The organism is Actinomadura bangladeshensis (assembly GCF_004348335.1).
Taxonomy (GTDB): Bacteria; Actinomycetota; Actinomycetes; order Streptosporangiales; family Streptosporangiaceae; genus Spirillospora; species Spirillospora bangladeshensis.
In genome coordinates, this window is sequence record NZ_SMJW01000017.1 from 43706 (window position 1) to 56318 (window position 12613).

The 12613-nt window shown below is 74.1% G+C and carries 11 protein-coding genes; 7 read left to right on the forward strand and 4 right to left on the reverse strand.

Annotation, left to right across the window (positions count from 1 at the left end; translation table 11 throughout):
- The first annotated feature begins 148 nt into the window (after positions 1-148).
- Positions 149-1666 carry a M20/M25/M40 family metallo-hydrolase gene (locus E1284_RS05815; RefSeq protein WP_131937862.1) on the forward strand — a complete coding sequence of 506 codons (1518 nt, stop codon included), beginning with the start codon at positions 149-151 and terminating at the stop codon, positions 1664-1666.
- A 67-nt stretch (positions 1667-1733) separates the two neighbouring features.
- Here the strand turns inward: E1284_RS05815 and E1284_RS05820 are convergent, their stop codons facing one another.
- Positions 1734-2561, reverse strand: a complete 828-nt coding sequence (locus E1284_RS05820) for an LLM class F420-dependent oxidoreductase (RefSeq protein ID WP_131937864.1) — start codon at positions 2559-2561, stop codon at positions 1734-1736.
- A 62-nt stretch (positions 2562-2623) separates the two neighbouring features.
- Between E1284_RS05820 and polA the strand changes: the two genes are divergently transcribed.
- Complete coding sequence (polA, locus tag E1284_RS05825) at positions 2624-5257, forward strand: DNA polymerase I (RefSeq protein ID WP_207923584.1); 2634 nt, start codon at positions 2624-2626, stop codon at positions 5255-5257.
- On the opposite strand, the gene E1284_RS05830 is transcribed toward polA, so the two are convergent.
- The gene (locus E1284_RS05830) at positions 5254-6324 is read right to left on the reverse strand and encodes a maleylacetate reductase (protein ID WP_131937868.1); all 1071 of its coding nucleotides are present in this window, start codon (positions 6322-6324) and stop codon (positions 5254-5256) included. The two genes, polA and E1284_RS05830, sit on opposite strands and share 4 nt — an antisense overlap.
- Positions 6325-6386: 62 nt before the next feature.
- On the opposite strand from E1284_RS05830, the gene E1284_RS05835 reads away from it, so the two are divergent.
- From E1284_RS05835 to E1284_RS05855, 5 genes are all read left to right on the forward strand, one after another.
- Positions 6387-6884: an inorganic diphosphatase gene (locus E1284_RS05835; protein ID WP_131937870.1), complete on the forward strand. Its 498-nt coding sequence runs from the start codon at positions 6387-6389 to the stop codon at positions 6882-6884.
- Between the two features lie 115 nt (positions 6885-6999).
- The gene (locus E1284_RS05840) at positions 7000-7815 is read left to right on the forward strand and encodes an SAM-dependent methyltransferase (RefSeq protein ID WP_131937872.1); all 816 of its coding nucleotides are present in this window, start codon (positions 7000-7002) and stop codon (positions 7813-7815) included.
- A 56-nt stretch (positions 7816-7871) separates the two neighbouring features.
- A complete protein-coding gene (locus tag E1284_RS05845; protein ID WP_131937874.1) occupies positions 7872-8420 on the forward strand; it encodes a carboxymuconolactone decarboxylase family protein in 549 nt (182 codons plus the stop codon).
- 42 nt (positions 8421-8462) lie between these two features.
- Positions 8463-8975, forward strand: a complete 513-nt coding sequence (locus E1284_RS05850) for a hypothetical protein (protein ID WP_131937876.1) — start codon at positions 8463-8465, stop codon at positions 8973-8975.
- A gap of 4 nt (positions 8976-8979) precedes the next feature.
- Positions 8980-9513, forward strand: coding sequence for a hypothetical protein (locus E1284_RS05855; protein WP_131937878.1), 534 nt, complete (start codon positions 8980-8982; stop codon positions 9511-9513).
- Positions 9514-9517: 4 nt separating this feature from the next.
- On the opposite strand, the gene E1284_RS05860 is transcribed toward E1284_RS05855, so the two are convergent.
- Positions 9518-11188, reverse strand: a complete 1671-nt coding sequence (locus E1284_RS05860; protein WP_131937880.1) for an ArnT family glycosyltransferase — start codon at positions 11186-11188, stop codon at positions 9518-9520.
- Positions 11188-12613 (reverse strand): alkaline phosphatase family protein (locus E1284_RS41215; RefSeq protein WP_165965135.1); only part of this gene is annotated, 1426 nt, incomplete at its 5' end. The genes E1284_RS41215 and E1284_RS05860, both read right to left, overlap by 1 nt.

Genomic DNA, 12613 nt, shown 5'->3' on the forward strand with positions numbered 1-12613 from the left:
GTGACCGGCCGACAATTGTCGATCTTGTGAGCAGAGGTGAAATAGAGGCCAATATTGGCCGTTTTGATGCTAAGTCGTGTCTTGTTGTGGGAATTGACTCATGTCAGGCTTCGGGTTGCTTCGTCCCCCCACAAACGGAGACCTAGTCATGCGCAGAGCCGCGCTCGCAACCCTCACCGGGCTGTCGCTCGCAGCCGCCACCGTGGCCGCGATGCCGGCCCAGGCGGCGGCACCGTCCCAGTCCAAGCTGGCCAGGCTGGTCACGCTGAAGAACGTCCGCCACCACCAGCTGAACCTGCAGAAGATCGCGGACGCCAACGGCGGCAACCGGGCCGCCGGGCTGCCCGGCAACAAGATCACCATCAAGTACATCGCCGACCAGCTCAAGCGGGCCGGCTACACCCCCACGGTCCAGAACTTCGCGTTCGACTTCTGGCAGGAGAACTCCGCGGCGGTGTTCGCCGAGACCGCGCCGGAGCAGAAGACGTTCGCGCCGGACACCGACTTCGCGACCATGCAGTACTCCGGGTCGGGCGACGTCACCGCCGCCGCGACGCCCGTCGACCCCGGCGCCACCGGGCTCGGCAGCGGCTGCGAGGCCGACGACTTCGCCGGCTTCCCGGCGGGCCACATCGCGCTGATCCAGCGCGGCGGCTGCTTCTTCTCCCTCAAGACCGACAACGCGATCGCCGCCGGCGCCTCCGCCGTCGTCATCTACCAGCTCCCCGACCAGCCCGGCCCCGTGGCGGGCACGCTGACCACGCCGTACGACATCCCGGTGATCGGCCCGACCAACGCGGTCGGCAGGGCCCTCGTCGACCAGGCGAACAACGGCGGCGTGACGCTGCGCGTGAAGACCGACACGCTCAACCAGAAGCGCGAGGCCGCCAACGTCCTCGCCGACACCGGGCGCGGCCGCGCCGACAACGTCGTGGTCGTCGGCGCCCACAACGACAGCGTCACCGCGGGCCCCGGCATCAACGACGACGGCTCCGGCACCGCGACGCTGCTGGAGATGGCGAAGCAGATCGGAAAGCTCGGCCCGAAGGTCCGCAACCAGGTGCGGTTCGCGTTCTGGGGCGCCGAGGAGGAGGGCCTGCTCGGCTCCCAGTACTACGTCGACAACCTGCCGCAGGCCGAGCGCGACAAGGTCGCGCTGATGCTCGACTTCGACATGCTCGCCTCGCCGAACTACGTCAACTTCGTCTACGACGGGGACGACAGCGAGGGCCGGAACAACGTCGAGCCGCCGGCCGGGTCGGGTGCGATCGAGAAGGCGTTCAACGACTACTTCGCCTCCCGGAACCTGCACACCGACGCGACGGCCTTCGACGGCCGGTCCGACTACAACGCCTTCATCACCGCGGGCATCCCCGCCGGCGGCATCTTCACCGGCGCCGAGGGCATCAAGACGCCCGAGCAGGCGGCGATCTACGGCGGCACCGCCGGGGTGGCCTACGACCCCTGCTACCACTCGGCGTGCGACCGCTACGACAACGTCGACCTCACCGGCTTCGACCACATGATCGACGCCACCGCCGCCGTCACCCAGCTGTTCGCGCACAGCACGCTGACGGTCAACGGCAACGAGTTCGCCCGGCGCGCCCCGGCTCAGGCCGCGAAGCGCACCGTGCCGGACGAGATCGGCAACTACAAGACCCGGTGACATCCGGCTCCTGAGGGACGCGCCCGGCTCCGGGCGCGTCCCTCACACGTTCACGCGGGACCGCGCGTCAGGCGAGCGCTTCGGCGATGGCGCGCAGCGCGGGACGGGGGTCGTCCTCGCCGAGCACCTGGACGGCCACCTGGTCGGCGCCCGCGTCCAGGTGCCCCTTCACCCGCGCGGCCAGCGCCGCCGCGCCGCCCTGCGCGATCAGCGCGTCCAGCAGCGCGTCGCTGCCGCTGCCCGCCACGTCCTCGTCGGTGAAGCCCAGCCGCTTGAAGTTGTTCACGTAGTTGCGCAGCCGCAGGTAGTACCCGGCCGACTCCCGGGCCAGCGCGCGGGCGCGCCCGGTGTCGGTGTCGAACACGACCTTCTGCTCGGGGACGAGGAGCGGCCCCGCGCCCAGCGTCTCGCGCGCCGCGCGGGTGTGCTCGGGCGTGGTGAAGTACGGGTGCGCGCCCGCCGTGCGCTCCGCCGCCAGCCGCAGCACCTTCGGCCCGAGCGCCGCCAGCGCCCGCCGCTCTACCGGGACGTCCGCGGCGTCCAGGTCGTCGAGGTACCGGACGATCGTCTCGTACGGGCTCCGGTACTCCTGCGTCGCCTCCGGGTGGCCGATGCCGACGCCGAGCAGGAACCGGTCGCCGTAGGCGTCGTGCAGCCGGTGGTAGGACGCGGCGACCTCGCCGGCCGGCGTCGCCCACATGTTCACGATGCCGGTCGCGACCACGAGCCGGTCGGTGGCCGCCAGCAGCCGCTCGGCGATCTTCAGGTCGCCGCGCGGCGACCCGCCGATCCATATCGCGCCGTAGCCGAGGTCTTCGAGGTCCTTGGCCAGGTCGCCGTCCAGCATGCTCCACGGGCGCCAGATCCCCAGCCGGCCCGGTTCGATCTTGTCCATGTCGCTCCCAACACCTCGCGCCGCCGTTTCATGCCACCTTCCCCGGTGCCAGGATGCAAGACATGACCGACCGGCCCCGCCTGCTGCTCCTGGACGGCCACTCGCTGGCCTACCGGGCCTTCTACGCGCTGCCGGTGGAGAACTTCAGCACCACCTCCGGGCAGCCGACGAACGTCGTGTACGGGTTCGCGAACATGCTCGCCAACGTCCTGCGGGACGAGCGCCCGACGCACGCCGCCGTCGCGTTCGACGTGTCGCGCCGGACGTTCCGCACCGAGGCGTTCCCCGAGTACAAGGCGACCCGGGCCCGGTCGCCGGAGGAGTTCGGCAGCCAGCTCGGCGTCCTGGACCGCCTGCTCGCGGCGATGAGCCTGCCCGTGCTGCGCGCGCCCGGCTACGAGGCCGACGACGTGATCGCGACGCTCGCGACGGCGGCGGAGGCCGACGGCATGGCCGTGCTGGTCGTCACCGGCGACCGGGACGTCCTCCAGCTGGTCAGCGACGACGTCACCGTCCTGTACTTCTACCGGACGGCCGCGGAGATGATCCGCTACACGCCCGAGGCGGTGCGGGAGAAGTACGGGCTGACCCCGGCGCAGTACCCCGACTTCGCCGCGCTGCGCGGCGACCCGTCCGACAACCTGCCGGGCATCCCGGGTATCGGGGAGAAGACGGCCGCGAAATGGGTCCGCGAGTACGGGTCGCTCGGCGCTCTGCTGGAGCGCGCCGGCGAGGTGAAGGGCAAGGCGGGGGAGAAGCTGCGCGCCGCGCAGGACTCGGTACGGCTCAACCGGCGGCTGACCGAGCTCGTCCGCGACGTGGACCTGCCGGTCGCGCCCGCCGACCTGCGCCGCCGCCCCTACGACCTGCCGTCGTTCACCGCGCTGCTGGACGAGCTGGAGTTCCGCAACGCCAGCCTCCGTCAGCGCCTGTTCGCCGCCGACCCGGGCGGGGGCCGTCCCGCCGAGGCGGCGCGGCCCGAACCGGTGCGGGGCCGCGAGCTGGGCCCGGACGAGCTGGCCGGCTGGCTCGGCGCCCACGGCACCGGCCTGATCGGGCTGGCCGCCGACTGGACGTGGGCGCGCGGCACCGGCGACATCGCGCGGATCGCGCTGGCGACCGGCGACGGCCGCGCGGCCTCGTTCGAGCCGTCCGCCCTCACCGAGGCCGACGAGCGCGCCTTCGCGGAATGGCTCGCCGATCCGTCCCGCCCCAAGGCCGTGCACGACGTGAAGGCGCTCGTGCGCGTGTTCGGCGACCGCGACCGGCGCCTCGGCGGCGTCGCCACCGACACTGCGATGGCCGCCTACCTGCTGCTCCCGGGCCTGGCCGCCTACGGCATCGCCGACCTCGCCGGCCGCCACCTCGGGCGGCGCCCGCCCGCCGACGGGGCCGCCGGGCTGATGCTCAGCGCCCGCGCCGTCCTCGACCTGGCCGGGACGTTCGCCGCCGACCTGGCGGCCACCGGCATGGACGCGGTCCTCCGCGACGTCGAGCTGCCGCTGTCGGACCTGCTCGCCCGCGCCGAGCGCGCCGGGATCCACGTGGACGCGGCCCTCCTGGACGAGCTGGAGCGGCACTTCGCCGACGCGATGGAGCGCGCCGCCGACGAGGCCGCCGAGATCGCCGGCCGCCGCTTCAACCTCGGATCGACGAAGCAACTGCAGGAGGTGCTGTTCGGCGAGCTGAACCTGCCGCGGACCAAGAAGACCAAGTCCGGCCACTCCACCGACGTGGACGCCCTGACCTGGCTCGCCACCCAGACCGACAACGGGCTGCCGGAGGTGCTGCTGCGGCACCGCGACCAGGCGCGGCTGCGCACCACCGTCGCCGGGCTGATCCGCGAGATCGGCGCGGACGGCCGGATCCACACCACCTTCCAGCAGACCGTCGCCGCGACCGGCCGGCTCACCTCCACCGAGCCGAACCTGCAGGTCATCCCCGTCCGCACCGAGGAGGGGCGGCGCATCCGCCGCGCGTTCCGGCCGGGCGCCGGATTCGAGTCGCTGATGACCGCCGACTACGGGCAGCTCGAACTGCGGGTCATGGCCCACCTGTCGCAGGACCCGACGCTGCTCGCCGCGTTCGCGTCCGGCGAGGACCTGCACGCCACGATGGCCGCGCAGGTCTTCCACGTCGCCCCGGACGCCGTCACCCCGGACATGCGCCGCAAGATCAAGGCGATGTCGTACGGGCTGGCGTACGGGCTGTCGGCGTTCGGGCTGGCCCGGCAGCTCGGCATCCCGATGGGCGAGGCGCGCCCGCTGATGGACGCCTACTTCGCCCGGTTCGGCGGCGTCCGCGACTACCTCGACGAGGTCGTCGCCGAGGCCCGCGTCACCGGTTACACCCGGACGGTCCTCGGCCGCCGCCGCTACCTGCCGCAGCTGACCAGCGACGATCGGCGGCGCCGCGAGACCGCCGAGCGGATGGCGCTGAACGCGCCGGTCCAGGGCTCCGCCGCCGACATCGTCAAGATCGCGATGCTGCGGGTGGACGGGGCGCTCACCGAGGCCGGGCTGCGCAGCCGGCTGCTGCTCCAGGTGCACGACGAGATCGTCCTGGAGGTGGCGCCGGGGGAGCGGGACGCCGTGGAGAAGATCGTCCACGACCGGATGACGACCGCCTACCCGCTCCGCGTCGGCCTGGAGGTCGCCATCGGCACCGGCGCCGACTGGAACGCCGCCGCCCACTAGGAGGCGGCCGGGGGACGCCCCTCCCAGGCGTCGCGGAGCAGGACCCGGAGACCCGCCTCCTCCGGCGGACGCGGGTTGGCGAACCCGCCGGCGGCGGCCCGCGCGACGACATCGTCCAGGTGAGCGGGGTCGGCGCCCAAATCCTTGAGTGAACGCGGCAGGCCCAGCGAACCGGACAGGTCCCAGAGCGCGCGGGCCGGGTCGTCGCGTCCGAGCGCCCGCCGGAGCGCCGCCACGGCGTCCGGTGCGGCGGGGGCGTTGTAGGCGAGGGCGTGCGGCAGCAGGACCGCATGCGTCTCGGCGTGCGGCAGGTTCAGCGAGCCGCCGAGGATGTGGCACAGCTTGTGGTGCAGGCCCATCGTGGTGGCGCCCAGGCACGTCCCGCACAGCCACGCCCCGTACAGGGCCCGGGTTCGCGCGGGCAGGCCGCCGGGGTTCCGGACGACCTCCGGCAGCGCCCCGGCCAGCGCGCGGACCGCCTCCTCGGCCATCAGCGAGACGATCGGCGACGCGTCCGGAGCGTAGAGCGCCTCGACGGCGTGCGCCGTCGCGTTCATCGCCGACGCCGCCGACACGGCCGCCGGCAGCCCCAGCGTCAGGGACGGGTCGTAGAGCACCGTCCGGGCTAGCACGCGCTCGTCGCGCCCGGTGCGCTTGACGCCGTCCTCCGTCATGCCCCACGTCGGCGTCATCTCCGACCCGGAGTACGTCGTCGGGACGGCCACGATCGGCAGCCCCGTCTCCCTGGCGACCGCCTTGGCCAGGCCGACCGCCGACCCGCCGCCGAACGCGAGCAGGCCGTCCGCGCCGAGCGTCCCGGCGACCCGGCACGCCTCCGCCGCCGCCTCCGCCGGGACGTGCATCACGGCCCCGGCGTGGACGCCCGCGACCCGCGCGCCCAGCGGGGACGCGGCGCGTCCGGCGTCCGCCCGCCGGCCGGGCGTCGACAGGACGAGCACCCGGGACAGGCCGAGCGCGTCCACCTCGGCGGGCAGTCCGGCGAGCACGCCGTCGCCGAAGACGACCCGTACGGGGAGCGGCCGGTAGGCGAATCGCAGCGCGTCCATGCCCCGACCCTACGATCAGCGCCTCTCCCGGCGGGTAGGGTCCGCGGAAGGGGGAGGTACTCATGGAGATCGAGATGGTCGTCGAGATCCCCGGCGGATCCCGCAACAAGTACGAGATGGACCACCGGCTCGGCCGCATCAGGCTCGACCGGATGCTGTTCACGGCGACCCGGTACCCGCACGACTACGGCTACATCCCGGACACCTGCGCCGAGGACGGCGACCCGCTGGACGCGATGGTGCTGCTGGAGGAGCCCACGTTCCCCGGCTGCCAGATCACCGTCCGCAGCGTCGGCGTGTTCTGGATGCACGACGAGAAGGGCCCGGACGCCAAGGTGCTCACGGTGCCGTCCCGCGACGTCCGGTACGCCGGCGTCCAGGACCTGCGGGACGTGCACGAGCACGTCCTCGACGAGATCGCGCACTTCTTCGACATCTACAAGAGCCTGGAACCGGGCAAGGCCGCCGACGTGCGCGGGTGGCAGGACCGGCAGGTCGCCGACCGCACGATCACCGAGGCGGCCGAACGCGCGCGGGCGACCCACAGCACGACCGGCTGATCCGGGCCGGCGCGCGGCCCCGCGTGACCGACCTCACCCGCAGGGCCGCGGCCGGGCGTGTAGCGTCGGCATCCCCCGGGGGCGGGCGCGTCCCCGGATCCGGAGGTGAGGCCGCATGAGCGCGGGTGGAAGGGGCGGCGCGGACGACGGGATCCGCTCGGACCGCCCGGTGTCGGCGCGGGTCTGGGACTATTGGCTCGGCGGCAAGGACCACTACGAGGTGGACCGGATCGCGGGCGAGCAGGTCGCGCGGCGGGTCCCCGGGATCGTCGCAGCCGCCCGCACCGACCGGCTCTTCCTCGGCCGCTGCGTCCGCCACCTGGCCGGGGAGGAGGGCGTGCGGCAGTTCCTCGACATCGGCACCGGGCTGCCGACCGCCGACAACACCCACGAGATCGCCCAGCGGGTGGCGCCGGAGTCGCGCATCGTCTACGTCGACAACGACCCGCTGGTGCTCGCCCACGCGCGTGCGCTCCTCACGAGCTCGCCGGAGGGCGCCACCAGCTACATCGACGCCGACGTCCGCGACCCCGAGCGGATCCTCGACGAGGCCTCCGCGACGATCGACCTCGGCAAGCCCGTCGCCCTGATGATGCTCGCCCTGCTGCACCTCATCACCGACGACGGCGAGGCGCGCGGCATCCTGGACCGGCTCGCCAGCGCGCTCGCCCCCGGCAGTTTCGTAGCGCTGTCGCACGCCTGCCTGGACGTGGACGTCACGCACGCCGCCGTCGAGGCGTGGAACGAGAGCGGCACCCCGCACCCGCTCAGGGCCCGGACCGCCGCGGAGATCGAGGCGCTGTTCGACGGCCTGGAATTGGTCGATCCCGGAGTGGTGTCGTGCTCCCGGTGGCGTCCCGAACCCAATCCGTGGGGCGAGCCGCAGGAGACCATGACCTTTTGTGGAGTGGCGAGAAAACTATCGGCCTGAGGGTGTTCGTACGAGGATAAGAGGAATTCCCTACATCGTTCCTCTGGAGGCGGTCCTTGGCGCATATCGAATTGGACGAGAATGTCCCCGGGCTGCCGTCCCTGCTCCGGTTCCGGCCGGAGACGGCCGGCCCGCTCAGCGCGCTCGCCGACGCACTGCTGCGCGGCCCCGGCCCGCTCGACCGCGGTGAGCGGGAGCTGATCGCCGCCTACGTGTCCGAGCTGAACGGCTGCCGGTTCTGCGCCTCCTCGCACGGCGCGTGCGCCGCCGCGCAGCTGCCCGGCGGCATGACGCTCGTCCGGCAGATCCACGCCGATCCCGAGGCCGCGCCCGTATCCGCCAAGCTCAAGGCGCTCCTGGCCATCGCCGCCGCCGTGCAGCGCGGCGGCCGGGAGGTCGGCGACGCGCACATCGCGGCCGCGCGCGAGGCCGGCGCCACGGACGTCGAGATCCACGACGCGGTCCTCATCGCCGCCGCGTTCTGCATGTACAACCGGTACGTGGACGGGCTGGCGACCAGCGCCCCGGAGGACCCGGCCGCGTACGCGCGGATGGCCGAGCGGCTCGTCGCCCACGGGTACGGGAGCGCCGCGGCCCCGCGCTGAAACCGGTTGGCCGCAGGGGCCCCGGCGGGCAGGACGGGCCGGGTGAAGATCAGGCCCGCCGGCGGTGTGGTGGCGTCGGGGCGGCATGCCTGGACCGCCCGGCCGTCCGGCCCGGCGCGGCTGCTCGACCAGGCCGGCGCGGCGGGCGGTGTCGTCGCGGCGGGCGCGGGCGTCGACCTCGGCGCCGGTTTCCGCTCGGCGCGGCTGGACGGCGCGCACGGCGACCAGCGCGACGCCGTCCTCGCCGCGCTGCGGGTCGTGGGCGTCGACGGCGCGCACCGGCTCGGGCAGCGGGCCGGCTTCCTGGTGGCGCTGTTCGGCCCTTCGGTGACGCGGCGGGTCGGCGCCGCCGCCGCGCGGGCCGTGGAAGAGGAGCGGTGGGCGGCCCTGCACCTGGCGTCGGCCGCCAGCGACGTCCTCGGGCCCGAGCAACTCGAGCGGGTGCTGGAACGCCGGCACGCGCTCGGCGGACGCGAGCGGCGGCTGGCGACGCAGAGCCGCCGCGACCGCCTCGACGACCTGCGCCGGCGCCGCCGCCACGACGACGACCACTGACGAGGTGTGCGGCGTCCGCGAACCGGCCGCGGTGCCGGACGCCGTGCTGCGCGAGTGGGCGGACGCCGGCCTGGCGAGCTGGCGCGAGGGGGCCGGATACGGCGCGGCCCGCCCGCCCGCCGAAGATCCGGCCGTCGCCGGCGCCTACGCCGCCGACCTCGTGGCGCGCCGCGTCCGCCGCGCGATCGGGGCCCTCGCCGTCCGCGACGACCCCGTCATCGCGCACGCCCTCGCGAAGCCGTCGGCCGAGCCGCTCCTCTGCGCGCTCGCGATCGCCGTCACGTGCAGCGCCCCCGGCACCGGTCTCGCCCTCGTGGCGCCGCCGCGCACCGTCACCGTCCCCGGCTACCCGGCCACGACGCTCGCCGACGAGGACGGCCCCTGGCACCGCGCCCTGCCCGCCGCCCGCGACCTCGGCGCCGACACCTCCGTGTTCTGGGACGAGATCGCCGAGCACGGCCTGCGCGTCCCCGCGTCCTGGCTCGCGCACGGCGGCTGGCCCGCGCTGTGGTCGCGCGCCCACGCCCGCCGCCGCTGACGGCTCACGGCCGCCGGAAGATCGTGATGGAGTGGCCGACCTCGCCGACCGGCGTGCTGGAGGCGATCAGCGGGGTGAGCCGCGGGTCGTCCTTGGCGATCCAGCTGTCGGACACCGCGAGCAGGCCGTGCACCCGGTCCGGGGGCACGGTGAGCGGGTCGGCCGCGCGGATGCCGTAGTAGGACGGGACGCCGCTGCCCTTGTAGGCGAGCCAGACCCGCTCACCGGGGTAGCGGCCGCGCAGCCGGTCGGCGAGCCGCCCCAGATCCTGACCCCAGTCCACGTTGGAGTCGTGCAGGTACAGGTGCGTCTTGGACGGCCCGCCGAACGCCTCGTTCGAGTACGGCAGGTAGTACGGGAAGGCCCGCAGCGAGCTGACCGCGACGAACAGCACCAGCACGCCCACCGCGATCCTCGTCGCCCGGCGGCCGACGAGCACCGCCCCGGCCGCCGCCACCGCCAGGAACATCGGGAGGAAGATCGCATACCGGACGCCGAGGTCGCGGGCCCCGGTCATCGCCACCGCCAGCAGCACGGCCGCCGGCGCGAGGACGTACGGCGCGGCCGGGCGCAGGCGGGTCAGCAGCGCCATCGCGGCGACGCCCGCCGCCCACAGAGCGAGCATCCCCAGCGGCGTCTTCACCAGCAGCGCTGCGGGCAGGTAGTACCAGCGCGACCCCCGGTAGGTGTCGCCGAACAGGAAGCCCGTCCACGTCAGGTCCTCGAAGCCGAACTGGACGCGCATCCCGTCCCGGAACGGCCTCGGGAACGGCAGCACGTCGACGAGGAGGCCGCGGAGCCCGCCGATCGCCGGGACGCCGGCGGGCGCCGTCCACCGCAGCCGCGGATCGACGGCCAGGTACGCCGCCCACACCACCCCGGCGGCCAGCACGCCGGTGCCCGCGGCCGACAGCAGGGCGGCGGCGATGGGCCGCCGGGCACCGCGCGACCGGCACGACGTCCAGATCGACACCGCCACCAGCGCCAGCAGCACCGGGACGGCCGGAAGCGCGCTCATCTTCGTCGCCATCGCCGCGCCGAGCGCCAGCCCCGTGAGCGGGACGTAGAGCCGCGGTCGCCGCCGCGCCCGCCACGCGAGCCACACCGATGTCAGCAGGAACCCGGCCGTGGGCACGTCGAGCGTCGCCAGCGAGCCGTGCGCGATGACGTCCGGGGAGAACGCGTAGAGGGCGAGCGCCGCCGCACCGCCGGCCGGGCCGGCGAGGTCGCGCGCGAACGCGAAGACGACCAGCCCGAACAGCAGCGTCAGGACGATGACCGGCAGCCGCGCGGCCAGCAGGACGCGCTGCGCGTCGTTGCCCGACGCGTACAGGAGGTGGGGCCCGACCTCCAGGTCGCTCCCGGTGAAGGAGGCGTCCAGGCGGGCGCCGCCGAGCACCGCCCCGGCACCGATGAGGATCTTGCCGAGCGGCGGATGCTCGGGGTTGTGCCGAAGGTCGTGGTCGCGCAGGTAGGTGACGCCCGTGCCGATGTACACGGGCTCGTCGATGGTCGGGGACTGGGCGACGGCCGTGGCGAGCATCGCGAACGCCATCTGCGCCAGCAGCGCCGCCGCGACCGCGGCCAGCGGCCATCGCCGGTTCCGGCGCAGCGCCCGGAACCGGCCGGCCGGTGCTGCACCGGGCGGCGCCGCCGGCTCCCCGACCGCGGTCATCAGCCGAAGGCGGTGAGGAAGCGGTCGCGGAACGCGCTCATCGGCCACACCGGGGAGTCCTTGCCGGGCCGCAGGCCGTCCTGCCAGTTCCAGCCCGAGATCTTGTCGATGACGGCCTTGTCCTTGGCGACGACCGTGATGGGCACGTCCCGGCTCGCGCCCGCACCGGTGATGAGCGGCGCGGGCTGGTGGTCGCCGAGGAAGATGAGCACCGTCCTGTCATTCCCGTACGTCTCCAGGTACGACACCAGGGTGTTCAGCGTGTACTCGATCGACTTGCGGTACTCGGTGCGGATCTGGCCGCCGGCCGGCCAGGGCGCGTCGTAGCCCTTGCCCATCCCGTTGAAGACCGAGCCGTCCCCGACCTCGTCCCACGGGACGAGCCGCGGAATGGACGCCCACGGCGCGTGGCTCGACACCAGCGCCGTCTCCGCCATCACCGGCGGCCGGTCCTTCTTCGCCAGTTCGGTGCGCTGCAGCGTCGACAGCGTGTACTGGTCCGGCATGGTCGCGAAGCTGAACCGGGGGCCGCGGTACCCGAGGTTCCGGTCGTCGTACACCTTGTCGTACCCGTAGAACCTCCCCTCGGGCCAGGCCCGCGTGATCGCCGGCATCAGCGCCACCGTCCGCGCGTCCGCCTTGCGGAACGCGCCGTTCAGCGTCAGCCGGTCGCTGTTGACGAGCGTCCGGTACCGCTGCTGGTTGTTGATCCACAGCCCGGACAGCAGCGTCGCGTGCGCGAGCCAGCTGCCGCCGCCCGCCGTGGACGAGGTGAGCCATCCGCTGCGCGCGGCGAACCCGGCCTCGCGGAGCCGCTGCGACCCCTGGTCCAGGACGGCGTCGACCCGCGGCGCGTACTGCGGGCTCTCCACCGCCGAACGCCCGTAGCTCTCCACGAACGCCAGGAGGACGTCCTTGCCGCGCAGCCCGGCCAGCAGTTCGTCGCCCGGCGTGTCCCTGAACCTGTCGACGGCGGCGGCCTTCGCGAACTCCTCTCGGTCGTTCAGGCTCGCCCGCACCGCCCGCGCGTGGTCGTAGGCGAGCACCGCCGCGCTCCGGGACGCGACCGGCACGCCGTGGACGAGCTGCGCGCCGAGTACGGCGCACACGACCCAGGCCGTCCCCAGCACCGCCGCCGCCCGCGCCGCCGCCCGGTCGTGCCGGACGACCACCCGGCCGAGGCGCAGCGCCGACAGCGACATCAGCGCGATCACCCCGGCCGCCAGCACCACGGTGAGGACCACGGCGGCGATCGCCCCGGCCCGCCCGGCGGACTCGTCCACGAATTCCACGGCCGGCCCCAGCAGCGGCCAGTCGAGCACCAGGTCGAACGGCCGGACGAGCACGGCGTCGAACCCGATGTCCAGCACCTTCAGCACGAACAGCAGGCCGAGGACGGCCCCGGCCGTCCCCGCCGCGTAGCGC